Below are 23668 nucleotides of genomic sequence, written 5' to 3' on the forward strand. Positions count from 1 at the left end.
AGGATGGTAACGCCTCAAGGTGAACGCCTTCGACCGGTCGGCGACTCGAGTCGGGCCGGTGTGCATCGCCGCAGGTCGTGGCGGGTTCCGGTGAATCGGTGACGCGCTGACTCCTCAGCAGATGTCGGTACCGACGGGCGTCACGTCATCGAGACGTCGCGTGTATGCTCCGCCGCGCAGGCGCGAGGTGGTGGCGCATGCGGCGGCCGGTGACGAACCGGGGTAGTAGACGGCGTAGACGGGGTTCCCGTTCTCTGACTGTTTGAGCGATGCGCAGGAGTGATCGGTACGCAGATAGGAGGCACCCGGGTACCGGGCGAGCGCCGCGGCGATCTCAGCCGCATATGCACCCGGCGTGACCGCGTTGTAGACGACGGTGACGGCCTGCCCGTTGCACGACGGCCGGCTGATGGGTGTCGGCAGGCCCAGATCTCCGGCGCCGAGGCCGGGGACGGGACTGACTTCGTCGACCGGCGTCGGCTCCGCGTGAGCCGATTCGGTCAGTGTGGACTCCGATCGATCGCCCGTGCCGTCGACCGTCCCCGTGCCTCCGACCGTCCCCGTGCCTCCGACCGTCGCAGTCTGGGTGACCGGCGCGGGCTTGAGGGTGCTGGTCGCCGCGGCCGTATCGGGACCGCCGGTTCCAGACGAGTAGAGCCAGGCGATCGTCCCAGCGGCGAGGAGGACCACGGCGGCCACGCCGGCGGCGATGACGCCGTTTCGGGCGCGGTTCGATCGCGGTGCGGTCGTCGGTGTCGGCACCGGTTTCGGAGCGACCATTGTCGGCGCGTGCGCGGGAATGGGTGCCGCGGGAATCGGTGCCGCGGGGATCGGCGCCGCGGGGCGCTGCCCGGTCAGGGCCGCTCGGGCGGCAGCGGCGAACGCACCCGCGGACGCGATTCGGTCGGCCGGGTCTTTGGCGGTGCCCGCGGCGATGACGGCGTCGAACGGTGTGCCCGTCGGTGGCACCGGACGGCTCAGGTGGCCGGCGATGACCTGTTCGATGCTCGTCGACGGATAGGGCGTGGAACCGGTGAGGCACTCGTACAGGACACATGCCAAGGCGTACACGTCGCTGCGCGGGCTGACCGGAGTCTCGGAGCCGAACCGTTCGGGCGCCATGTATGCGAACGAACCGATCGCCATTCCCGTCGACGTGAGACGAGTCTGACCGGCGGCTTGGGCGAGTCCGAAATCGGCGAGGTACGCGAAGTCCCGGCCGTCGAGCAGGATGTTCTCGGGCTTCACGTCTCGATGCAGCAGACCGGAGGCGTGTGCGGCGTCGAGCGCCGCAGCGACCTGTTCGATCACATGGACGGCCAGGCCGGGATCGCGCAGACCGTCGTCGATCCGCGCGCGGAGGTGGCGACCGTGCACGATCCGCATGTCGAGGAAGAGCCGACCGTCGATCTCACCGAAGTCGTGGATCGGAATGATGTGCGGGTCGTTCAGCCTGGCGACGGTCTGTGATTCGCGCATGAAGCGCGCTCGGAAGGCGTCGTCGCCGGCGAGGCCGGGAGGTAGGAGTTTGAGTGCCACCGTCCGGTCCTTGACAGTGTCGATCGCCTCGTACACCTCGCCCATCCCGCCGCGGCCGAGGAGTCGGACGAGCCGATACGGCCCGATGGTCGAATCGGATCGGTCAGCACTGGTCATCGGCGTCCTCAACTGTCGGGGCGGGCCGGTCCCTCCAATGCGACGCGCAGCCGCTGCTCCAATTCCGCGGCGCCGGCCGCGGGGAGGTCGATCAGCCCGTCGAGTTCCCGCCGCGCCCGAGCATAAGCCTGCTGTCGTTCCTGCGGACTCGCAGCCTCGTCGCCCGCCAGATTCAGCAGCCGCTGGGCACGGGCGAGACGTTCCTGCTCGGCCGGATTGAAATCGCCGCGCCTGCGCCTGCGCGCCTCCTTCTCGGCCACGTCGAGTGCTGTCGCGTAATCGTGGACGGCGTCGCGATAGCGTTCGACGGCCTCGGGTGAGGTGTCGTCGGGAGACGGACGCAGCAGTTCGGCGCGGCTGCGCGCGCGATGGAACTCCGCGGTCAGCGGTTCGCGCAGGTCGACGAGCATCGGGTAGTCGAGGATGGTCGCCAGATCCGTCTCGTACCCGAACCATCGATCGTCGGTGGTCTGGTGCTCGGTGACCGCGCGACGCAGATCGCGCTCGAGCGATTCGGCATCCACCCGGGCCCGGCTCTGGGCCCGGGCGAGCGCGACCTTGGCCTCCTGCCGCAGGCGGTAGCGCTCGAGCCGTCGCTCGGCGCGACGCTCGTTCCATGCCCCGAGCGCACGTACGGCACCGCCGATCGTTCCGCCGAAGACGAAGATCAACCACCAGTAGTGTCCGATCGCACCCATCACGCCACCCACGGATTCAGCGTACTGCGGACGCGGCCGAGATACCGGTCTCGAGCGGGGCGCCGACCGCACCGGGTAGCCGGAGCCCCATCAGCCGACCCCCAGCCGACCCACAGCCGACCCGTCAGACCGGCAGCCCCTGCTCCATCAGGTCGAGGGCTGCGAGGCATTCGTCGAGTGAGGCCAGGCCGGTGCGGGTGATGTCGGTGAGATGGAACATCACTCCGGAGACTGCGGAGACGAACACGCGGAGCCGGAAATCGTCGTGCGCGACGCCGAGATAGTCGGCGAAGTAGTCGGTCGCCGCTGAGATCACGCGGTCGGACTCGAACTGGTACGTCGCGCGCAGGCTCGGCTCGCTGTGCAGAATCCGGAGCCGTTCGAGATTGGCCGCCCACTCGTCCTTCTCCGCGATCCGGTACATCCGCGTGATGAGTTCGCGGACGAGACCGAAGTGGCTCAGACCGGCGGGGATCTCCTGGAGGATCGCGTCGCGCTCGTCATCCAGGTCGTCGCTGATGATGACCTGTTCCTTCGACTGGAAGTAGCGGAAGAACGTGGTGTGCGAGACATTAGCCGCCTCGGCGATCTGCGCGACGGTGGTCGCCTCGTAGCCGTTCCGGTCGAAGAGCTCGAGTGCTGCCGCCCGGATGTCGGCCCGAGTCCGGGCCTTCTGGCGTTCGCGTAAACCGGGCCGCGGCCCCGAGGAGGTCCTCGGGGCCGCGGCGGTCGGATTGTCGTTCATGTCCGTACTCTATGCCGTCCCGCTCGGGCTCGGCTCGGGGCTGTTGCCGCCCACCGCCACCGGTGTCTCGGTCGAGGGCAGGCCGCGGTCGCGGACCTTCTCGCCTTCGATGTCGAAGTTGAGGACCAGCTTGTCGAGCCAGCGGGGCAGACCCCACGCGCGGTTGCCGAGCAACGCCAGCAGGCCCGGAACGATGACCATTCGGACGAGGAAGGCGTCGAAGAAGACGGCGATCGCGAGGGCGAAGCCCATCATCTTGGCGGTCGTGTCCGGCGACAGCATGAACGCGGCGAAGACGCTGATCATGATGACTGCGGCGGACACCACCACGCGGGCGCCGTGGCGGTAGCCGGCGACGATCGCGTCCTTCGCGCTCATGCCGTGAATGAACTCTTCACGCATGCGGGTCACCAGGAACACCTGGTAGTCCATCGCGAGGCCGAAGACGACGCCGATCAGGAAGATCGGCAGGAACGACAGCAGCGGCTTGGTGTGGTCGATCAGGCCGAAGGTGCCGTCGGTGAAGATGGCCGTGGTGATGCCGAACGTCGCCAGCATCGAGAACACGAAACCGATGGTGCCGATCAGCGGAACCCAGATGGAGCGGAAGACCCCGATCATGATCAGGAAGGCCAGACCCACCACGACGACGAGGTAGGGGATCAGTGCCTTGTCGAGCTTCGCCGAGAGATCGGACATGATCGCCGTCTGGCCGCCGACATGAATCTCCGCTCCCTGTGCCTCGACCGCCCCGGAGGTGTCGCGGATGGCCTCGACCAGGTCGTGGGTCTGCGGCGAGGACGGCGAACTGAGCGGCGTGACGATGATCATCGCCGAATCCGCGCCCGCGTTCGGGTTCTGCGGGGACGGGCCATTGCCGGTCCAGGACACCATTTCCGGCGCCGCGACGCCGGGCAGCGCCTTGATCTTGGCGACGGCGGTGTTCGCCGCCGCGTCGATGGTGCCCTCGTCGGTGTGCATCACCACCACCAGCGGACCTGCGACACCGGCGCCGAAGCCCTTCGCCATCAACTCCTGTCCGGCCACCTGGTCGTCGGTGACGGTGTCCATACCGAGGGTCATGTTCTTGATCGGGATGGCCGCGACGATCAGAATCGCGAGGCCGGCGACGACGAACGGAATCGGCTTGTTGACCAGAGTCCGGCCGAACTTGACTCCGAGGGAGTCGGAGTCCTTCGATTCCTCGGCGTGCCTGATCCACGGAATCCGGGGTGTGAAGGCGAAGCGACCGAAGGCGCCCAGCAGCGCCGGAATGAAGGTCAGCGCGGCCAGGACGGCGACGAGGATGGCCACGGCCGCGCCGAGGCCCATCTGGGTGATGATCGGGATACCGATGACCATCAGGGCGGCCACCGCGATGATCACCGTCAGGCCGGCGAAGACGACCGCAGATCCGGCGGTGCCGACGGCGCGGCCCGCGGCGTCGGCTCGGTCACCGCCTCGCGCGGCTTCGGACCGGTAGCGCGAGACGATGAACAGTGCGTAGTCGATCGAGACCGCGATTCCGAGCATGGTGATGATCGCCGTGGCGGCCTGATTGATGGAGAGGACCTCGGCTGAGAGAGTCACCAGCATCATCGTGAGTCCGACGCCGACGATGCCGGTCACCAACGGGATGAAGGCCGCGATGAGCGCGCCGAAGGCGATGATCATGATGACGAAGGCGATGGCGAAGCCGATCAGCTCGGCCTTGCCCGCGGGCTCCTGCGCCGACATGACGCCGCCGGTGGCCTCGACCTTCAGGCCGTCGCCGCGATGCTTCTCCAGCACGTCGAGCAGCTGATTCTTGGTCGCGACGTCCACGTCCATCAGATTGATCTTCTGGTGAACGCTGATCAGCCCGATCTTGCCGCCGTCGCCGATGACGGCGGAGGCCATCTCCGGTTTAGCGGCCGCGACGGCGAGCGGGTCGAAGACCGTCCCGGCGTCAACCTCGTCGAGCGTCTTGAGGTCGGCGACCAGCGACTGAATCTCGTCGGCATGGCGGGCGAGACCGTCGTCCGCCGCGACGACGACGATCGTCGACGGTTCCTCCTGCTGCTTGTTCTGCGCGGGGAAGTTCTCCTGCAGCTGCTCCATCGCGACGCCGCCGTCCGTGCCCGGCAGGTCGAAGTCCTGCGCGAACTTCGGCTGCAGTGCGCCGACGGCTCCCGCGACGATCACAAGCGCGGCCACCCAGGTGGCGAGCACCCACCATTTGTGCCGGAATGAGAACCGTCCGACGCGGTAGAGAATCGATGACATGCTAACGATTGTTAGTCAGTACCACTTTCCGTGCAAGGTGAACTCGTTCACTTCTCCGTTGCCTGTGCGCCCGGCCTCACAAGTGCGGCGGCGATCGCGGTGGTGAGCGGCACGCTGCCCGCGAGAGCGATGCCGCCGACGAAGGCGCGCGCCAGTTCGATCGCGACTTCCTCGCTGGTGATCAGTGAGCTGAAGGGCTGAGCCGCCACCGAGAACAACAGGAGCAGGGGCAGGGCGCTGCCCGCATAGGCGAAGACGAGCGTGTACACCGTCGAGGCGATGTGGTCCCGCCCGACGCGCATCGCCGAGCGGAATGCGCCGAGGCGGGTCTGTCCCGGAATCGCGGCGAGCTCGAAGGTCGCCGACGCCTGGGTGATCGTCACGTCGTTGAGGACTCCGATGGTGCCGATCACGAATCCGGCCAGCAGCAGTCCGTTGAGGGAGATGGTGCCCTGGTAGAACTGCAGATTGGCGGTTGATTCGGCAGACAGTCCGGTGAGACTCATCGTCGATATCGCCAGACGGCTCAGGACGGTCGCGAGGACGAGTGAGGCCAGCGTGCCGAGCAGAGCCGAACTGGTCCGCAGATTGAAGCCGTGCGCGAGATAGAGGACGGCGAACAGGATCGCGGCCGCCGAGACCACCGCCACGCCGACCACGGAATGCCCGTCGAGGATCGATGGCAGAGTGAAGAAGCCGAGGACCACGAAGGCCACGATCAGACCGACGATCGCGCGGGCGCCGCGCCACGTCGCGACGGCGATGATCGCGAGCACGAAGGCGATGGCCCAGACGATGATGCCGGTTCCCCGCTGGTAGTCGTAGAAGCCGTAGCGGGCGCGGCCGTCCGGGCCAGGCATCGCACTGACGCGGATCGCGTCGCCCTTCTCAAGCGTGGGCTGCCCGGGCTGTGGTTCGTCTGCGGTGGCTGGGTCGGCCGCCGGCGCACCGGGGACGTCCGCAGACTGAGCGGCGTTCGTCGCGATCATCAGGACCGTGTAGCGCCCGGAGTCAGGGCCCGACGTCAGCTTGAGGATCGACGCCCGGCACGGGCCACCGGTGGTCGGGACGGTGGGGAACTCCGCGGACGCCACGCCCGTCGCCGGTGACGAGCAGTCGGCCTTGATCTGCGAGATCACCTCGGCATCGGACACCTGGATCGGACCGCCCGTGGCGGATCGGAACTGCATGGGAATCGGGCGGTCGGCGTGGCCCGGCCACAGCACGATCATCCCGATGCCGACGGCGAGTGCGGCGACGGACAGCAGTCCGATCACCACCGGTTTCGCGTAGCGAGTCAGCTGGCCCGGGAGGTCGCCGCCGCCGTGATGATGGCCGTGCGAATGGCCGGAATGCGCCGCCGCGTGCGGAACGTCGGCCTTTCGGCGTCGCTCCGCACGCGGCGGTGGGTCGTCTCTCGGCTCCGGCTCGGGCAGTCGATGGCTCACGCGCCCGAGACTAGAGCGTCGGAGGTCGGATGTCCCCTTACAGACCCATGTCCTTGGCGATGATCGAGCGCATGACCTCGCTCGTACCGCCGTAGATCCGGTTGACTCGGTTGTCGGCGTACAGGCGGGCGATCGGGTACTCGTTCATGTAGCCGTAGCCGCCGTGCAGCTGCAGGCAGCGGTCGATCACGTCGGCCGCGGCTTCGGTGCAGAACAGCTTCGCGGACGCGGCATCGGCGGCGGTCAGCTCGTTCTTGTCGTAGGCCTCGAGTGCGCGGTCGACGACCGCTTCCATCGCGTCGACCTTCGCTTTGCACGCGGCCAGCTCGAACTTGGTGTTCTGGAACGCGGCGACGGGCTTGCCGAACACCTGACGCTCCTGCGTGTACTCCTTGGCGAAGCGGATCGCCGCCGCACCCTGCGCGTACGCGCCGACGGCGATCGAGAGGCGCTCGCGCGGCAGGTGCTGTCCGAGGTAGTAGAAGCCCTGGTTCTCCTCGCCGAGGAGGTCCTCCACGGGGACCTTGACGTCGGTGAACGACAGCTCCGCGGTGTCGGAGGTGCGCAGACCCAGCTTGTCGAGCTTGCGTCCGACGGCGTAGCCCTCCGACTTGGTGTCGACGACCAGGAGGGTGATGCCGAAGCGGCGATCGGTCTCGCTCGGAGCCGAGGTGCGTGCGCAGACGATCACGCGGTCGGCGTTGACGCCGCCGGTGATGAAGGTCTTGGCGCCGTTGAGGACGTAGTGGCTGCCGTCCTCGGAGAGCTTCGCGGTGGTGCGCATACCCGCGAGGTCGGAGCCGGTGCCGGGCTCGGTCATCGCGATGGCGAACATGGTCTCGCCGGACGCCATGCCGGGCAGCCAGCGCTTCTTCTGCTCCTCGTTGGCGTGCTTGAGGAGGTAAGGGAGACACAGCGGGATGTGTGCCGCGGAGCCGCCGAGGCTGACGCCGGCGCGGGCCATCTCCTCGGTCAGGACGGCCTCGTACTTGTACGAGTCCACGCCCGCGCCGCCGTACTCCTCGGGCACCTCGATGCCGAAGACGCCGAGCTCGCCGATCTTCAGGTAGAAGTCGCGCGGCACGATGCCGTTCTCGAGCCACTCGTCGTAGACGGGCACGATCTCGGATTCGATGAACGCCCGGATCGTCTCCCGGAAAGCTTCATGGTCCTCGGTGTAGATTTCGCGGCGCATCGCGCCACCTCCTTCTTCGATGGGTCACAGCGGGTAGGGCTGCGGGTGTTTCAGGACTTGGCTCCGGCTATGCGGAGTGCGGCGTCCGCGTAGAAGTCGGCCACCTGGGTCGTCGACCAGGTGCCGCCGTCGCGGAACCAACGGGCCACGTCGACGCTGCTGCCGACGATCGCAACTGCCGCCATCCGCGGATCGGGAGTGTCGAAGACTCCCTGGTCGATGCCGCGGTGGAGGATCGCCGCGAGCACGTCTTCGATCTGCTTGCGCAGGTCGACGATCTGCGCACGGTGGTCGGGCTCGAGTGCGCGGAGCTCGTAGTTCACCACGCGGGCGCTCACGTGCCGGTCGGCGTGGTACATCGCGAACTCGCGAATGAAGCGGCGCAACTGCTCGACGGGATCGTCCGTGCCCGCCGCGGCATCGCGCACTATCCGGAGGATCGCCTCGTGGCCGGCGAGCGAGATCTCGAAGAGCAGTTCCTCTTTCGAGCTGTAGTGCACGTAGACCGCGGCGGGACTCATTCCCGCGGCAGTCGCGATGTGCCGGGTTCCCGTGCCGTGGAAACCGAGTTCGGAGAAGGACGCCATCGCGCCCTCGCGGAGACGCTTGCGCGTCTGCTCGGACTTGGTCGTCGGTTCGTCGGGGTCGACGGCCGAGTGCTTCGCCATGGTTGACCTCCGCTCCGCCGGGAAATTTCTAAGCGATCGCTTATTTCTATCGCACTGTAGCACGGGTTACCGGCCGGTCACCTAATCGCCCGGTGGCTAGCATGGACGGCATGTACGTGAAGGTGTGCGGCCTGACGTCGGAGGATGCTGTCGGTGCGGCGGTCTCGGCCGGAGCCGATGCGATCGGTGTGGTGATGAACGAGACGAGTCCCCGTGCCGTCGATCGCGACCGGGCGCGCGCGGTGGTGCGCGCTGGACGAAGCGCGGGAGGGCCCGGCCTGGACATCGTTCTCGTCGTCAACGACAAGCCCGCGGTCGATGCCGCGGCCCTGGCCGTCGACCTCGGCTTCGACGTTCTGCAACTGCACGGGCGTCGCTACGGAGAAGCGGACTTTCGTGCGGCGGCGGAAGGGATCGGCCGGATCTGGCGCGCGACATCGCTGGTGCACGAGCCGCCGTTGACGGTCGGAGCGTACGGGGAGGAGCGGCTGCTTCTCGATGCGCCGAAGCCGGGGTCGGGGGAGCGCTGGGATCTGTCGATGCTCACTGACCGCGGACTGTCGGGCCAGTGGCTGCTCGCGGGCGGACTCACTCCGGACAACGTCGCGGACGCGATCGCTCAAGCGCACCCGTGGGGTGTCGATGTGTCCAGTGGCGTCGAGTCCGCGCCGGGCGTCAAGGATCTGGCCGCGATCAGCAGGTTCGTCGAGGCGGCGAAGTCGCGAAGGTGAGTCGTGCCGGCCGTCAGTGATCTCTGTCACGCCCGGGTGATAGCTTTCAGTTAGTCAGGTAAAGACGGCTTGACCACGGGCCCGATGCCGGACGCATGGCCTGGCGACCAGCCACCACCGACCACCCCTGGCGCCTGAACACCATCCACCACGCCGGACAAGCTCAGAACCTGCACCCGCCGCCGCGCATGATTCCAGCACGCGCGGCGGTCTCCGTCAGGTCAGTTCGACGGTCGCGGACTTGTCGTTCATGACGACCACCGGGGTCACGGTGGCGAAGCCCGCGGCTTGGATCTTGGCCAGATCGACGTTGAGAATCGGCTGTCCGGCGCTGACCGTGTCGCCGGCCTTCACGAGTGGTTCGAACCCGTCGCCTTTGAGTTTCACGGTGTCGAGGCCGACGTGAATCAGCACCTCCGTGCCGTCCTCTAGTCGGAGTCCGATGGCATGACCGGTGGGAAACACCGTCACGACGGTCGCATCTGCGGGGGCCACCACTTCGCCCGACGTGGGGACGACGGCCGCGCCCGGCCCCATCATGCCGCTGGAGAAGGTCTTGTCCGGGACCTCCGAGAGGTCGACCGCGTACCCCTGGAGCGGGCGCTGCAGAGTGATGACCTTCGCTGCCGGTTTCGTCAGGACGGCGGTCGAGCCGTCGTGCGCGGCACCCTCCTCGGCCTCCGCCTCGGCGACGGCAGCCTCGGCCTCGTCCACTGCGTCCACCGCGGCTTCGACCGCCGTCGGATCCACCTCGCCGGACATGATCTTCTCCATCGCGTCCTTGACGAACTGGACGTTGAGTCCATAGATGACCTGCACCGAATGGCCGCCGGGCTTCATGGTGCCGGCAGCTCCGGCCCGTTTGAGCGCGGAATCGTCGACCTTGCCCGTGTCGTCGATCTCCATGCGCAGACGGGTGGCGCAGTTGTCGAGTTCGAGGATGTTGGCCTTGCCGCCGAGAGCGTCGATGAACTTGGCCGCGGTGCCGATGAACCCGGCTGAGACGCCTCCCTCGTCATCGGCGTCGACGGGTTCGTCGTCCTCGCGCCCAGGCGTCTTGAGCTGGAACTTGAGGATCACCCACCGGAACACCAGGAAGTAGACGAAGAACCAACCGATGCCCAGCACGATGATGATCCAGGGATTCTCGGCCATCGGGTTCTTCCAGTTCAGCACCAAGTCGACGAAGCCGCCGGAGAAGCCGAAGCCCATTCGGACCGGAAGAAGCTGGCAGATCGCCATCGAGATGCCCATGAAGACCGCATGGATCACGAAGAGGAAGGGAGCCAGGAACATGAAGGCGAACTCGAGCGGTTCGGTGACGCCGACGAAGAACGACGAGACCGCGCCGGAGAGCAGGATGCCGTAGGCGATCTTCTTCCGCGTCGTCTTCGCGGTGGTGTACATCGCGAGCGCGGCGCCCGGAAGGCCGAACATCATGATCGGGAAGAACCCGGTCATGTACTGACCGGTCACGCCGAACGTGCCCTCACCCGAGAGGAAGTTGTTCAGGTCGTTGATCCCCGCTACGTCGAACCAGAACACCGAGTTCAGAGCGTGGTGCAGTCCGAACGGAATCAGCAACCGGTTGAAGAAGCCGTAGAGCCCGGTGCCGACGGCGCCGAGATCGACGATGTGCTCACCGAACCAGACGAGGCCGCTGTAGACGAGCGGCCAGATGAACAGCAGGATGAGCGCGACGATCAGGGAGACTCCCGCCGTCACGATGGCCACCGACCGGCGGCCGGAGAAGAACGACAGCGCGTCGGGCAGCTTGACGTCCTTGAAGCGGTTGTAACAGAGCGCACCGATGATGCCGCACAGGATGCCGATGAACGCGTTCTGGAACGCTCCGGGTGCGAAGGCCTCGTTGACGTCCGGGGTCTGGATCGCCAGATGGCCGTTCTCCATGATGAGCTTCTGGCCCTCGGTGATGGTCGCGCCCTCTTCGGCGATCGACGTCGTGTACCCGCGGCCGAGGAGTGTCATCACCGACGTGGGCGCCAGCAGACTGGTGACGACCAGCCACGACACCAGACCGGCGAGCGCCGACGTGCCGTCGGACTTGCGGGCCATACCGATCGACACGCCGACCGCGAACAGCAGAGCCATGTTCGAAAGCACCGCAAGGCCCGCGGTCTGCAGGAACGAGGTGACGACGTTCGGCTTGTCGTCGTTGATACCGATGATCCAGTTGGCGATACCGACGAGGATCGCCGCCACCGGCAGGACGGCCACCGGCAGCATGATCGATTTGCCGAGGTTCTGCAGGAATTTCATCATCTCGGTGGGCTCCCATTCGGTCGTGAGACATGCGAATTGACGGGGCGTTCGGATGGACCTTAACCCGAGTGTCGCGGGTCACGGGCCTGTTCTGAGCCAACGACCGGGCCTGTTACATTAGGGAAGCCTAGCCAATAATAGGCTGACCTAATTCGACAATTCGGAAGTGCTGCTGATGTCACCTCGCCGACTGCTCGGCCTCGTTCTCGCGACCGCCCTCACCGTCTCGCTGGCGGCCTGTTCTTCCTCCGGCGACGGGGCGGGATCATCGGGTGCCGGGGGCGCAGGATTCCCGGTGACGGTGGAGCACGTGTACGGAACCACGACCATCGAGAGCAAGCCGGAGCGTGTGGCGACCGTCGCGTGGGCCAATCACGAGGTGCCGTTGGCGCTGGGCGTGGTCCCGGTAGGCATGAGCAAGGCGGCGTGGGGCGACGATAACGGCAACGGTGTGCTGCCGTGGGTGGAGGACGAACTCAAGCGACTCGGTGCACCGACGCCGGAATTGTTCGACGAAACCGACGGCATCGACTACGAGGCGGTCGCCGACACGCGGCCCGACGTCATCCTCGCCTCGTACTCGGGGCTCTCGAAGGAGGAGTACGACAAGCTCTCGAAGATCGCACCCGTGGTGGCCTACCCGAAGACCGCGTGGGGCACGTCCTGGCAGGACATGGTCCGCATGAACTCCAAAGCGATCGGGCTCCAAGCAGAGGGGGATCGGTTGATCGAGAAGCTCACCGGTCAGGTGATCGGCTCCCTCGACAAGCATCCCGAGCTCAAGGGGCGCAAGGTGATGTTCGCGTACCTCGACCCGACCGATCTGAGCAAGATCGGCTTCTACACGACGCACGACACTCGGCAGGGCTTCCTCGACAGCGTCGGAATGGCGCCGCCGGCGGAGGTGGCCGCGAAGAGCGCGGGGACCGACGAGTTCTACGTCGAGGAGAGTGCCGAGCAGGCCGAACGGTTCCGTGACGTCGATTTGGTCGTGACTTACGGCGACGACTCCACGGTCGCGCGGCTGAAGGCCGACCCGCTGCTGTCGAAGATCCCCGCGATCGCTGCCGGGCACGTCGCGATCTTGAAGGACGCGACCCCGCTGGCCGCCATGGCGAATCCGTCGCCGCTGTCGATCCCGTGGGGCATCGACGACTACTTCTCCACTCTGGCCGCGGGACTGACCGACAAGTGACCGCGGTCGCGCCCACCCGACGGGACACTGTCCCGGACCGATCGGCGGCTCGCGGCGTCGGGGTGCGAATCGGGAGTCTGATCGCGGGCGCGCTCCTCCTCGTCATCCTGTTCGGTGTCTCGGTGGCCTTCGGTGTACGCGCGGTGAGTCCAGCAGAGATCTGGGGCGCGCTCACCGGCGGATCGGACGGCATCGCCGAAGCCGCGGTGCTCAAACGGATTCCGCGCACCGTATTGGCGATGCTGGTCGGCGCGGCCCTCGCTCTCTCGGGCGCGGGTATGCAGGCCGTGACTCGCAATCCGGTGGCCGATCCCGGCATCCTCGGGATCTCCACGGGCGCCTCGCTCGCCGTCGTCACCGGCATCGTGGCCTTCGGGATGTCCGACCCCTACTGGTACATCGCCGTGGCGATCGCGGGAGCGTTCGCCACCGCGGTCTTCGTCTACGCGGTCGGTTCCATGGGCTTCGGCGGTGCGACGCCGCTGAAGCTCGCCCTCTCCGGCGCGGCCACCGCCGCCGCGCTGACCTGCCTCATCAGCGCAGTCCTGCTCCCTCGCGTCGACGTGATGCAGAAGTTCCAGCACTGGCAGGTCGGCGGCGTCGGAGGCGCGGACTGGCACCGCATCGGTGTGGTCGCGCCCTTCCTCGCGGCGGGGGCGATCGTGATGCTCGGATGCGCTCGCGGGATGAATTCTCTGTCACTCGGCGACGATGTCGCGACAGCGTTGGGGGAGAACGTGTTCCGCACTCGTCTGGTGACCGGGATCGCGGCGGTCGTGCTCGCGGGTGCGGCCACCGCCATCGCCGGTCCGATCGCATTCGTCGGCCTGCTCGTGCCTCACGCATGCCGCGCGTCAATCGGCGCCGACCACCGATGGCTGTTGCCCTTCTCCGCACTCGCCGGCGCCGGGCTGCTGGTGCTGTCGGACGTCGTCGGCCGGCTCGTGGCCCGACCGAGCGAGGTGGACGTCGGCGTGGTGACGGCGCTCATCGGAGCGCCCGTGTTCATCTGGATAGTTCGTCGTCAGCGGGTGCGTGCGCTGTGACCGCCGCGACGGAATCTCCCGCCTTCGACCTCTTCGCCGGCCGTCGTGCACGGGTTCGGCGCGCCCGGCTCGTGACCGGGGTGTTGGCTCTTACTGTGATCGGGCTGTTGTTCGTCAGTCTGATGGTCGGCAAGACCTTCTATCCGCTCGGCGACGTCCTGCGCGTGCTGAGCGGGCAGACGGTTCCGGGCGCCTCGTTCACCGTCGGCGAGCTGCGACTTCCCCGAGCGGCGACGGCGTTGCTCACCGGCGCCGCCTTCGGTCTGGCCGGGGTGACTTTTCAGTCTCTGCTGCGCAATCCGCTCGCCTCGCCCGACATCATCGGGATCTCCTGGGGTGCGTCGGCGTCGGCGGTCGGCGCGATCGTGGTCTTCGGACTCACCGGACCGGCGGTGTCGGTGGCCGCGCTGGTCGGTGCACTGCTCACCGTGGGGGCGGTGTACGGGTTGTCGATCGCCGGAGGGTTCGCCGGAACACGCCTGATCCTCATCGGCATCGGCGTGGCGGCGATGCTCAGCAGCCTCGTCTCGTACGTGCTGGCCAAGGCATCGCAGTGGGATGTGGCGGCCGCGTTGCAGTGGCTCACCGGAAGCCTCGCCGACGCCTCCTGGCCGCAACTGGTGCCGCTGGCCGCCGCGATGGCGGTGCTGCTGCCGGCACTCGTCGTCAACTCGCGGAACCTGGCGGTGCTCACCCTGGGTGACGATTCCGCCGCAGGTCTCGGCACTCGCGTCGATGCCGCGCGTCTGGTCTTCATCCTCGGAGCCGTGCTGCTGTTGGCATTCGCAACCGCGGCGGCCGGTCCGATCTCCTTCGTCGCGTTCATGTCCGGCCCCATCGCGGTCCGGCTCGTCGGCCCCGGTTCCTCACCGCTGATCCCGTCGGCGCTGGTGGGGTCCACCCTGGTACTGGCGGGCGACCTGGTCGGTCAATACGCGCTCGGCCACCGCTATCCGGTCGGTGTCGTGACCGGTGTCCTCGGTGCGCCCTTCCTCATCTACCTGCTCATCCGTGTCAACCGCGCCGGCTCGTCGATGTAGCCGACCGCACCGATTGGAGATCCATGCCTGTCGCCGAGACCACCCCGCTGCCGCCGCTGTGCGTCACGCGTGCCGCCGTCGGCGCCGTGCAGCGGCTGTCGCCGAACTTCGTCCGTATCACGTTCACCGGGGCCGGCCTCACCGGGTTCGGCAATCCCGGCGCCACATTCGACCAGCGGATGAAGTTGATCTTCCCTCCGGCCGCCGGTGAGCTCCCGGAGTTGTCCGACTCCGACACCTGGTATCAGGACTGGCTGGCGATTCCCGAGGACCGGAGGGGAGCGATGCGCACGTACTCGATCCGTGACCTCCGGATCGACGACGGCGGCGCGACGGAGTTCGACGTCGACTTCGTCCTGCACTTGGCGCCCGACAAGACCGGACCGGCCTCGTCGTGGGCGGCAGCGGCGGCGGTGGGAGACGAGTTGCTGATCGTGGGACCGCGCCGCGGGCGACTCGACGGCGGCGGAGTGGAGTACATGCCGGGCGCGGCCGAACGTGTGCTGCTGGCCGGCGACGAGACGGCCGCGCCCGCGATCGCCCGCATTCTTGAGGACGCGCCCGCTGATCTGGCGGGAGCGGCCTACATCGAGATCCCCGAGCCCGACGACGCGCTGCCGATCGATGCGCCCGAGGGCGTCGCGGTGCACTGGCTCCCGCGCGAGGGAGCGGGACAGGGAGTGCGGCTGCATGCGGCTGTCCTGGGTCATCTGGGTGAGTCCGCGGGCGACCTGGACGGTGCCGTCGACGCACCCGACACGGACGCGCTGGTCTGGGAGACGCCGACCTTCTCCGGACTCGGCGAGGAGATCCATGCCGGTTCGGGCCATGACGGGACGGGCCATGACGAGACGGGTCGTGACGGGAGGGCGGCGCAGGCGTACTACTGGATCGCGGGCGAGAGTCGCGTCGTCACCACGCTGCGGCGCAGACTGGTCAAAGACCTGGGGATTCCGCGCGCGCAGGTCGCCTTCATGGGGTACTGGCGCGAGGGAGTGGCGATGAAGGGATGACGGGCGGAACTGCTCGGTCCGCCCGCGGATGGTCGGACAGACGGAACAGGCCAGCGGAACATCGGTCGAGACGGAGAGGTTGAACAGAACATGGCTGAAGACACTGGTGAGTACCGAATCGAACACGACACGATGGGCGAGGTGAAGGTCCCGGCCGATGCGCTGTGGCGTGCGCAGACGCAGCGGGCCGTCGAGAACTTCCCGATCAGCTTCCGTCCGCTGGAACGCACTCAGATCCGTGCGCTCGGACTGTTGAAGGCGGCGACCGCACAGGTCAACCGTGATCTCGGGCTGCTCGACGAGGCCAAGGCCGATGCGATCATCGCAGCGGCGCGGGAGATCGCCGACGGCCTGCACGACGACCAGTTCCCGATCGACGTCTTCCAGACGGGGTCGGGGACGTCGTCGAACATGAACGCCAACGAGGTGATCGCGTCGATCGCGGCGGCCGGCGGCGTGACCGTGCATCCGAACGACGATGTGAACATGTCGCAGAGTTCCAACGACACCTTCCCGACCGCCACGCACGTGGCCGCCACCGAGGCCGTCGTCCGCACCCTCATTCCGGCGCTGGAGCATCTGCGGGGCGCCCTCGCCGAGAAGTCGGACCAGTGGCGGTCGGTGGTCAAGTCGGGCCGCACACACCTGATGGACGCGGTCCCGGTGACGCTCGGCCAGGAGTTCGGCGGATATGCGCGGCAGGTCGAAGCCGGCGTCGAACGCCTCCGATCGACGTTGCCTCGCGTGGGTGAACTCCCGATCGGCGGCACCGCCGTCGGGACCGGGCTCAACGCGCCCGACCGGTTCGGGTCGCTCGTGGTGGCCGAACTCGTCCGACTGACGGGTGTCGAGGATCTGCGCCTCGCGCGCGACAACTTCGAGGCTCAAGCCGCGCGCGACGGGCTGGTGGAACTGTCGGGACAGCTGAAGACGATCGCCGTGTCGTTGACCAAGATCGCCAACGACGTCCGCTGGATGGGGTCGGGGCCGCTCACGGGGCTCGGCGAGATCGCGCTGCCCGACCTCCAGCCGGGGAGTTCGATCATGCCGGGCAAGGTGAACCCGGTGCTTCCCGAAGCCGTCACACAGGTGGCGGCGCAGGTGATCGGCAACGACGCCGCCGTCACCTGGGGCGGCGGCAATGGCGCCTTCGAGTTGAACGTCTACATCCCGATGATGGCGCGCAATGTCCTCGAATCGGTGACTCTGCTCGCCAACGTCTCCCGACTGTTCGCCGACCGGTGCATCAGCGGGCTGGTGGCACATGAGGACCGCCTGCGGACGCTCGCCGAATCGTCACCGTCGATCGTCACCCCGCTCAACTCCGCGATCGGGTACGAGGAGGCCGCCGCCGTCGCCAAGGAGGCGCTACGCGAAGGAAAGACGATCCGGCAGACGGTGATCGATCGCGGGCTCCTCGGCGACCGGCTGTCGGAGGAGGAACTCGATCGGCGGCTCGACGTCCTCAAGATGGCGAACCTGGAGCGGGAACGGTAGACGTTCCCCGCTCCCGGCGTCACCTGGGCGACCTACCGCTCCTTCGAGCGGATGCGCACACCGCTCAGCGGCACGCTGACCGTGCCGCCCGGATCGGTGAAGAAGTCGTTGCCCTTGTCGTCGACGACGATGAAGGCGGGGAAGTTCTCGACCTCGATCTTCCACACGGCTTCCATGCCGAGCTCGGGATACTCGATGACCTCTTGACTCTTGATGCAGTCGAGCGCGAGACGAGCGGCGGGGCCGCCGATCGATCCGAGGTAGAAGCCGCCGTGCGTATCGCACGCGGTGGTGACCTGCTTGGACCGGTTGCCCTTGGCGAGCATCACCATCGACCCGCCGGCGGCCTGGAACTGCTCGACGTAGCTGTCCATCCGGCCGGCCGTGGTGGGACCGAACGATCCCGACGCCATGCCCTCCGGGGTCTTGGCCGGACCGGCGTAGTACACCGGGTGGTTCTTCAGGTACTCGGGCATCGGCTCGCCCGCGTCGAGTCGTTCCTTGATCTTGGCGTGCGCGATGTCGCGGGCCACCACCAGCGGACCGGTCAGCGACAGCCGTGTCTTGACCGGGTGCTTGGTGAGCTCGGCCAGGATCTGGTCCATCGGTTGGTTCAGATCGATCTCGACCACCTCGCCGCCCGCGATGTCCTCGGCGACGCCGGCGTCCGGCATGTACTGCGCGGGATCGGTCTCCAACTGCTCCAGAAAGACGCCGTCGGCGGTGATCTTGCCGAGAGCCTGACGGTCGGCGGAGCACGAGACGGCGATCGCGACGGGCAGCGACGCTCCGTGGCGCGGCAGCCGGATCACCCGGACGTCGTGGCAGAAGTACTTGCCGCCGAACTGCGCGCCGATCCCGAACGACTGGGTCAGCTTGAACACCTCCTCCTCGAGTTCCGGGTCGCGGAAGGCGTGCCCGGAGAGGTCGCCCTCGGTGGGCAGGGTGTCGAGGTAGTGCGCGGAGGCGTACTTCGCGGTCTTCAATGCGAACTCTGCGGAGGTGCCGCCGACGACCACCGCGAGGTGGTACGGCGGGCACGCCGCGGTGCCGAGCGAGCGGATCTTCTCATCGAGGTACTCCAGCAGCCGCTTGGGATTCAGGATCGCCTTGGTCTCCTGGAACAGGAACGACTTATTGGCGCTGCCGCCGCCCTTGGCCATGAAAAGGAACTTGTACTCCGGTCCCTTGGGCCCCTGCTCGGTCGCGTAGATCTCGACCTGAGCCGGGAGGTTGGTGCCGGTGTTGCGCTCCTCGTACATGGTGATCGGAGCGTTCTGCGAGTACCGCAGGTTCAGCTTGGTATACGCGTCGTAGACGCCGCGCGAGATCCACTCGCCGTCGTCGACGCCGGTCAGCACGCCTTCGGACTTCTTGCCCATCACGATGGCGGTGCCGGTGTCCTGGCACATCGGAAGCACGCCGCCGGCCGAGATGTTCACGTTCTTCAGCAGGTCGAGGGCCACGAAGCGATCGTTGCCCGAGGCCTCGGGATCGTCGATGATCTTCCGCAACTGCCGCAGGTGCGCCGGCCGCAGGTAGTGGCTGATGTCGTGCATCGCCTCGGCGGTCAGTCTCTGGAGCGCTTCGGGTGCCACCTTGAGGAAGGTCTGGCCGTCGACCTCGATGGTCGAGACGCCTTCGGTGGTGACGAGACGGTACGGGGTCTCGTCGGCACCGATCGGCAGCAGGTCGGAGTAGAGGAATTCGGGGGCTGAGGCTGATTCACTCACGACTGGCATCGTAGCCCTCGCGATGTGCGCGGCTGACCGCCGCCGGGGGTGAGGGCGCCGCCGGCGGGCCGGGCGACCGGTGTGCAGGCGCGAGGTCCGTTCAGTGCCAATGCATGTCGATGTGGTCCGCGGGAGACGCGCGGCGGCCGCCGTCGACCCGGAGAGCGTCGACGGCCGACTCGTAGCCGCGGACGATCAACTCGTCGCCGCGCGAGAAGTCCATCGGGCCGATGTCGAGTGGGCACGGCGGCGGCAGCACGATCAGCTCCGCGTCGCCGGTGTACTCCCGGATGTCCCGAATCAGCCGCTTGTGGATGAGAAGGGTCATCGTGTGGATCAGCGTTCCCGCCACACCCGTGGGAGGTTCGGTCAACGCGCACGGATACCCGCAGGGAAGGACGTAGACGGTGTCCGCCCGTGCGGAGAGCGCCTGCGAGATCGCGGTGTTGTCGGCGACGCCGCCGTCGATCAGCAGCCGGCCGTTCCACTCGACGGGTGGAAGCAGTCCGGGGATCGCGGTGCTGGCCAGGACTGCCTCGGCCACGGGGCCGTGATCGATGTTCACCTCGTCGCCGGTCAGCAGGTCGGTCGCGACCACTGTCAGCCGAATGGCCGCGTCGTCCATCTGCTCGAAGTCGAGATACCGGTCGGTCAGGTTGCGCAGTCCCTGGTCGCCGAAGAGCGCGGGCTGATGCCCGAGGAGACCGCTGACGATGTGCCGTGGACTGGGCGGGAACAGTTGCCACGTGTGCAAGCCGCGCCAGATGTCGCCGAGTTCGTCGACGACGCGTGGACCGAACCCTCGGCCCGCCACGTACGCCGCGTTCAACGCACCCACCGAGGTACCGACCAGGAAATCGGGCTGCACCTCCCGTTCGGCGAGAGCGCGGAGCATACCGATCTGCATCGCCCCGAGGTTCGCGCCGCCGGACAGTACGAAACCCGTGGTCATCGCCCCACCTCCTCGACTCCACGATAGGTCGGGCGGCACGGGAGTGGGTGCGATCACTCGCGCGCGGGAAGCCCGACGTCGGTGCGGTGGTGTTCGAGTTCGTGCAGGACGTACATCGCGAAGGTCTCCACCGTGAACACGGTGCCGTCTCCGCGCAGTCCCTCGCGCGACCAATCGTCCTCTCGCACGAGCCGGTACATCTCGGCGAAGCCCGCCACCGCCGCGGTGAGTTGGCTGCTCACCGCGTCGGGACTCTGCGACCCGTAGTCGGCTTCCACCGCCGCGGCGTCCTGATCCCAGTCATCGAAGCAGACCGGCTGCGTGCGCAGCATCTCGTCGAGGCGTTCGGTCATCACGCTTCCGACGTCGCGGACGTGACAGGCGTACTCGAGCGCCGACCACGTGTGGTCGTCGGGCCGCACGCGCACGTCGGCACGAGCCAGAACGGTGTTCCATCCGGTGATCGACGCGGCGATCCGGTCGGCGACGTCCTCCCGCCGGACGGTGGCGGGATCGAATCCGCACGCGGGGCATCGCTGCCTCGTCACCCAGGTCCAATCCTTGCCGTCTGGCTCGAAAGTCATGAAATCAGACTAAGTCCACCGAGGCCGGAGAGGCGCGGCCTCCGACCTCCGTCCGCGTGGCGCCCGAGGCCGGCGGTTCGATCCGCGCTCACCGCGTCAGAGACCGTCGAGGATCTTCAGGCGCAGCCGATCGTGTTCCTCGCGCGAGATCCGCCCGCCGTCGAGCAGCCCGGCGAGTTCGTCGAGTCGCTGCGAAGTCGACCGGCCGTCGGCGGTCGCGGGTCGAGACGCCTCGTGCTCGGTGAGAATCGTCTGGATCTCGGAGCGGACCTCGGGATGGCTCCGGATGTCGAGCGTGGGGCCGAGTGCGACGCCGTGTCTGCTGAGCGCGTCGACGATCCGCAGCAGAGGTTCAGCCTGTCCCGTGAGGTCGTGGGTGCGACCGTCGTCCTCCGAGACGAACCGGGCCGGCACCGCACCCGTGTACAGCGCGGTGGCGTGCCAGTCGATCACGACCCGGCCGTCGGCGCCGACAGTCACGCCGACCAGCCCGCGGCCGAGCGAGCCCACCGAAGCGGTCGGTACCACGGTCTTGAGTTCGGTGGTGAACTCGTCGATCCGCGGCCCGCGGATCTCCAGTCGAAAGGCCATCACTCGGTGGCCGCCGATCTCGGTGGCGGTGTCGGCGACGTGCGCGATGGTGCCGATGCCGGGGACCCCGGGCTCGTCGAGCTCTTGGACCGGAGGATGCGACCTGTGGAGCTTGAGGGCGATGAAGGTCGCGATGACGACGACGTCGACCAGCCCGATGACGCCGACGATCAGCATCCACAGCGGCGGGCTCGGGACCACCAGGTAGACGATGATGAAGACAGGGAACACGATGCCGGCGAGGAGGGAGAAGCCGAGAACCCTCGCGAAGGTGCCCAGAAGAGTCGAACCGCGCATGTGCCAACCGTAAACGAGACGAACCGAGTCATCGCAACGGCGTGCTGGTCCGGGAAGCCGGGTTCATGGCCGGGTGTGCACTCGCGACGTAACCTCGTCTGTGTGAGCATTCGCGCAGGAATCGTCGTCACCGGCACCGAAGTCCTCAGCGGCCGAATCACCGACCGGAACGGTCCGTGGGTCTCGCAGCGACTCCTGGAGATCGGAGTCGACGTCGCGCACATCACCGTCTGCGGCGACCGCCCGCGCGATCTCGCCGCGCAACTCCGATTCCTCTCCGATGAGCGCGTCGATCTGATCGTCACCACCGGCGGGCTCGGACCCACCGCCGACGATCTCACCGTGGCCGCGGTCGCGGATTTCACCGGCCGCGACCTCGTCGCCGATCCGGTGATGCGACAGACCATCGAGTCGGTGATCCGCGGCTGGCGCAAGTACGACGACGTGCTCCCCGACGCAGTGGTGGCGGCGATCGACAAGCAGGCGCTGATCCCGGCGGGCGCGGAGGCGATTGCGCCTGTCGGCACCGCGCCGGGTGTGGCGGTGGCCGCCACCGACGACGTTCCGGCGATCCTGGTCCTGCCCGGCCCGCCGCACGAGGTGCACGGGATGTGGCCGGCAGCCCTCGCGACCTCCGCCGTCGAGGACGCGATCGCCGGGCGCGACTCGTACGACCAGCACACGATCCTCGCGTACGGGCTGTCGGAGGCGGACCTGGCGGTGTCGTTGCGACGCGCCGAGGGAGTGGTCGAAGGCTTCGACGAGCTCGAGATCACCACGTGCATGCGAGGCGGCGAACTCGAGATCGTCACCCGCTTCGAATGCAGTGCCGCGCAATCGTATCGGGATCTGGAAGAACTCATCCTGACCAGGCACGGCGACCGCGTGTTCTCGACCGACGGCGAGCCGATCAACGAGGTTCTCGCGCGGCTGCTCGGGTCACGCACCATCGGTACGGCCGAGTCGTGCACCGGCGGAATGGTGGCGGCGGCGCTCACCGACCGTGCGGGATCCTCGGCCTACATGCTCGGCGGCGTGGTCTCGTACGCGAACGACGTGAAGTCGGGCGTGCTCGGCGTCCCCGAAGACCTCATCGCCGAGCTCGGGGCGGTGAGCGAACCCGTCGCCGCTGCGATGGCCGAGGGCGCGAGGCGCGTCCTGCGCTCCGACATCGCCGTCTCCACCACCGGAATCGCCGGGCCCGGCGGAGAACGTCCCGGAAAGCCGGTCGGGACGGTGTGCTTCGGCCTGGCGATCGACGGTCGCCCGACCGTCACCGTCACGCGGAAGTTCCCAGGCGACCGCGGTGCGGTGCGGCGGCTCGCCACCTCCGCGGCGCTGCACATGGTGGCCGGCGCACTGCGCGAGTAGCGCCGACGAGAACCGCGGCCGGAACCGGCCCAGTCACGCACCCAACAGGGCGATCGCGACCAGAAGGTAGAACAGCGTGACGGCGACCAGGAAGACCCGCTCGGCCGTGCCGAAGAGTCTGCGACGCAGGGGTGTGATGACCAACGCCGCGATCGCCGCGATCAGGGCGACGAGCGTGACGATGTGAAGGACCTGTCCGGCGACCGCCAGGCTGCCGCCGACCGCGTCGGTCATCCAGCGGGAGAAGTTCCCGGTGAGCGAGTACGCGATGGCGAACCAGGCGATCGCCAGGACGTAGTGGACGATGCCGATACGCGTGATCGTCTGGCCTTCGACGTCGGTCGGGACCAGCGGAAGCACAGTGAAGATCGCCGTGAGAATCAGCAGGAGGACGACCGTCAGACCGCGGTCGGGCCAGTCGGTCAGGCCCCACCACACCGCGCCTGCGAGAGTGAGCCAGCCCAGGGCGGTGGTCCAGGTCATCGCGGCGGAGAGTCGCTTGGTGGGACCGACGGCGTAATCGCTGACCGCGTGCTCGATCGCGTTGTAGGGGCTCGCAACCATGTGCAGCCCGGCGAACATGCCGAGGCGCGCAAGCCACAGAATCACCGAGATGACGGCCAGTACGGAACTCATCTCTGCATTCTTGCGCGTCGGAGC

20 protein-coding genes are annotated in these 23668 nt (G+C 67.7%); 7 read left to right on the forward strand and 13 right to left on the reverse strand.

Features of this window, described 5'->3' with window-relative positions:
• Positions 1-114: 114 nt before the first annotated feature.
• The 7 genes from ABFX36_RS08320 to ABFX36_RS08350 form a co-directional block, all read right to left on the reverse strand.
• A complete protein-coding gene (locus tag ABFX36_RS08320) occupies positions 115-1656 on the reverse strand; it encodes a serine/threonine-protein kinase (protein ID WP_346075887.1) in 1542 nt (513 codons plus the stop codon).
• 8 nt (positions 1657-1664) lie between these two features.
• Positions 1665-2354: a hypothetical protein gene (locus ABFX36_RS08325; protein ID WP_006897550.1), complete on the reverse strand. Its 690-nt coding sequence runs from the start codon at positions 2352-2354 to the stop codon at positions 1665-1667.
• Between the two features lie 124 nt (positions 2355-2478).
• Complete coding sequence (locus tag ABFX36_RS08330; protein ID WP_346075889.1) at positions 2479-3099, reverse strand: TetR/AcrR family transcriptional regulator; 621 nt, start codon at positions 3097-3099, stop codon at positions 2479-2481.
• A 9-nt stretch (positions 3100-3108) separates the two neighbouring features.
• Entirely contained in the window at positions 3109-5364 is a 2256-nt protein-coding gene (locus ABFX36_RS08335) for an MMPL family transporter (RefSeq protein ID WP_006897548.1), read from the reverse strand.
• Positions 5365-5411: 47 nt separating this feature from the next.
• Complete coding sequence (locus ABFX36_RS08340; RefSeq protein WP_006897547.1) at positions 5412-6812, reverse strand: YibE/F family protein; 1401 nt, start codon at positions 6810-6812, stop codon at positions 5412-5414.
• 37 nt (positions 6813-6849) lie between these two features.
• Complete coding sequence (locus tag ABFX36_RS08345; protein WP_006897546.1) at positions 6850-8007, reverse strand: acyl-CoA dehydrogenase family protein; 1158 nt, start codon at positions 8005-8007, stop codon at positions 6850-6852.
• 50 nt (positions 8008-8057) lie between these two features.
• Positions 8058-8675 carry a TetR/AcrR family transcriptional regulator gene (locus ABFX36_RS08350; protein ID WP_006897545.1) on the reverse strand — a complete coding sequence of 206 codons (618 nt, stop codon included), beginning with the start codon at positions 8673-8675 and terminating at the stop codon, positions 8058-8060.
• 110 nt (positions 8676-8785) lie between these two features.
• Between ABFX36_RS08350 and ABFX36_RS08355 the strand changes: the two genes are divergently transcribed.
• Positions 8786-9406, forward strand: a complete 621-nt coding sequence (locus tag ABFX36_RS08355; protein ID WP_039867849.1) for a phosphoribosylanthranilate isomerase — start codon at positions 8786-8788, stop codon at positions 9404-9406.
• 216 nt (positions 9407-9622) lie between these two features.
• Here the strand turns inward: ABFX36_RS08355 and nagE are convergent, their stop codons facing one another.
• A complete protein-coding gene (gene nagE / locus ABFX36_RS08360; RefSeq protein WP_346075893.1) occupies positions 9623-11689 on the reverse strand; it encodes an N-acetylglucosamine-specific PTS transporter subunit IIBC in 2067 nt (688 codons plus the stop codon).
• A 175-nt stretch (positions 11690-11864) separates the two neighbouring features.
• Here nagE and ABFX36_RS08365 point away from each other — a divergent pair, with 175 nt between their 5' ends.
• From ABFX36_RS08365 to ABFX36_RS08385, 5 genes are all read left to right on the forward strand, one after another.
• Positions 11865-12884, forward strand: a complete 1020-nt coding sequence (locus ABFX36_RS08365; RefSeq protein WP_039867848.1) for an iron-siderophore ABC transporter substrate-binding protein — start codon at positions 11865-11867, stop codon at positions 12882-12884.
• Positions 12885-12946: 62 nt separating this feature from the next.
• A complete protein-coding gene (locus tag ABFX36_RS08370) occupies positions 12947-13930 on the forward strand; it encodes a FecCD family ABC transporter permease (protein ID WP_231650041.1) in 984 nt (327 codons plus the stop codon).
• Positions 13927-14970 (forward strand): FecCD family ABC transporter permease, encoded by a 1044-nt coding sequence (locus ABFX36_RS08375; RefSeq protein WP_006897540.1) that lies wholly within the window; start codon positions 13927-13929, stop codon positions 14968-14970. The genes ABFX36_RS08370 and ABFX36_RS08375 overlap by 4 nt, the downstream gene beginning before the upstream one ends.
• A 23-nt stretch (positions 14971-14993) precedes the next feature.
• A complete protein-coding gene (locus ABFX36_RS08380) occupies positions 14994-15983 on the forward strand; it encodes a siderophore-interacting protein (RefSeq protein ID WP_006897539.1) in 990 nt (329 codons plus the stop codon).
• A gap of 90 nt (positions 15984-16073) precedes the next feature.
• Positions 16074-17480, forward strand: coding sequence for a class II fumarate hydratase (locus ABFX36_RS08385; RefSeq protein WP_006897538.1), 1407 nt, complete (start codon positions 16074-16076; stop codon positions 17478-17480).
• Between the two features lie 32 nt (positions 17481-17512).
• On the opposite strand, the gene ABFX36_RS08390 is transcribed toward ABFX36_RS08385, so the two are convergent.
• The 4 genes from ABFX36_RS08390 to ABFX36_RS08405 all read right to left on the reverse strand — a co-directional run bounded on the left by ABFX36_RS08390 (position 17513) and on the right by ABFX36_RS08405 (position 21637).
• A complete protein-coding gene (locus tag ABFX36_RS08390) occupies positions 17513-19213 on the reverse strand; it encodes a fumarate hydratase (RefSeq protein ID WP_006897537.1) in 1701 nt (566 codons plus the stop codon).
• A 100-nt stretch (positions 19214-19313) separates the two neighbouring features.
• Positions 19314-20165: a patatin-like phospholipase family protein gene (locus ABFX36_RS08395; protein WP_006897536.1), complete on the reverse strand. Its 852-nt coding sequence runs from the start codon at positions 20163-20165 to the stop codon at positions 19314-19316.
• A gap of 53 nt (positions 20166-20218) precedes the next feature.
• Positions 20219-20749: a DinB family protein gene (locus ABFX36_RS08400; RefSeq protein ID WP_006897535.1), complete on the reverse strand. Its 531-nt coding sequence runs from the start codon at positions 20747-20749 to the stop codon at positions 20219-20221.
• A 96-nt stretch (positions 20750-20845) separates the two neighbouring features.
• On the reverse strand, positions 20846-21637 hold the full coding sequence (locus ABFX36_RS08405) for a hypothetical protein (RefSeq protein ID WP_346075898.1): 792 nt from the start codon (positions 21635-21637) through the stop codon (positions 20846-20848).
• Between the two features lie 102 nt (positions 21638-21739).
• Here ABFX36_RS08405 and ABFX36_RS08410 point away from each other — a divergent pair, with 102 nt between their 5' ends.
• Positions 21740-23008 carry a competence/damage-inducible protein A gene (locus tag ABFX36_RS08410; RefSeq protein WP_346075900.1) on the forward strand — a complete coding sequence of 423 codons (1269 nt, stop codon included), beginning with the start codon at positions 21740-21742 and terminating at the stop codon, positions 23006-23008.
• Between the two features lie 33 nt (positions 23009-23041).
• Here the strand turns inward: ABFX36_RS08410 and ABFX36_RS08415 are convergent, their stop codons facing one another.
• Positions 23042-23644, reverse strand: coding sequence for a DUF998 domain-containing protein (locus ABFX36_RS08415; protein ID WP_222111288.1), 603 nt, complete (start codon positions 23642-23644; stop codon positions 23042-23044).
• Positions 23645-23668: the final 24 nt, after the last annotated feature.

This window comes from Gordonia cholesterolivorans (genome assembly GCF_039531975.1).
GTDB classification, from domain to species: domain Bacteria; phylum Actinomycetota; class Actinomycetes; order Mycobacteriales; family Mycobacteriaceae; genus Gordonia; species Gordonia sihwensis.

What these genes read in the sequence shown, in the direction of transcription:
- ABFX36_RS08320 (WP_346075887.1), bottom strand. Translation starts at nt 1,656, where the DNA reads ATGACCAGTGCTGACCGATCCGATTCGACCATCGGGCCGTATCGGCTC.
- ABFX36_RS08325 (WP_006897550.1), bottom strand. Translation starts at nt 2,354, where the DNA reads ATGGGTGCGATCGGACACTACTGGTGGTTGATCTTCGTCTTCGGCGGA.
- ABFX36_RS08330 (WP_346075889.1), bottom strand. Translation starts at nt 3,099, where the DNA reads ATGAACGACAATCCGACCGCCGCGGCCCCGAGGACCTCCTCGGGGCCG.
- ABFX36_RS08335 (WP_006897548.1), bottom strand. Translation starts at nt 5,364, where the DNA reads ATGTCATCGATTCTCTACCGCGTCGGACGGTTCTCATTCCGGCACAAA.
- ABFX36_RS08345 (WP_006897546.1), bottom strand. Translation starts at nt 8,007, where the DNA reads ATGCGCCGCGAAATCTACACCGAGGACCATGAAGCTTTCCGGGAGACG.
- ABFX36_RS08350 (WP_006897545.1), bottom strand. Translation starts at nt 8,675, where the DNA reads ATGGCGAAGCACTCGGCCGTCGACCCCGACGAACCGACGACCAAGTCC.
- ABFX36_RS08355 (WP_039867849.1), top strand. Translation starts at nt 8,786, where the DNA reads ATGTACGTGAAGGTGTGCGGCCTGACGTCGGAGGATGCTGTCGGTGCG.
- nagE (WP_346075893.1), bottom strand. Translation starts at nt 11,689, where the DNA reads ATGATGAAATTCCTGCAGAACCTCGGCAAATCGATCATGCTGCCGGTG.
- ABFX36_RS08365 (WP_039867848.1), top strand. Translation starts at nt 11,865, where the DNA reads ATGTCACCTCGCCGACTGCTCGGCCTCGTTCTCGCGACCGCCCTCACC.
- ABFX36_RS08380 (WP_006897539.1), top strand. Translation starts at nt 14,994, where the DNA reads ATGCCTGTCGCCGAGACCACCCCGCTGCCGCCGCTGTGCGTCACGCGT.
- ABFX36_RS08385 (WP_006897538.1), top strand. Translation starts at nt 16,074, where the DNA reads ATGGCTGAAGACACTGGTGAGTACCGAATCGAACACGACACGATGGGC.
- ABFX36_RS08395 (WP_006897536.1), bottom strand. Translation starts at nt 20,165, where the DNA reads ATGACCACGGGTTTCGTACTGTCCGGCGGCGCGAACCTCGGGGCGATG.
- ABFX36_RS08400 (WP_006897535.1), bottom strand. Translation starts at nt 20,749, where the DNA reads ATGACTTTCGAGCCAGACGGCAAGGATTGGACCTGGGTGACGAGGCAG.
- ABFX36_RS08405 (WP_346075898.1), bottom strand. Translation starts at nt 21,637, where the DNA reads ATGCGCGGTTCGACTCTTCTGGGCACCTTCGCGAGGGTTCTCGGCTTC.
- ABFX36_RS08415 (WP_222111288.1), bottom strand. Translation starts at nt 23,644, where the DNA reads ATGAGTTCCGTACTGGCCGTCATCTCGGTGATTCTGTGGCTTGCGCGC.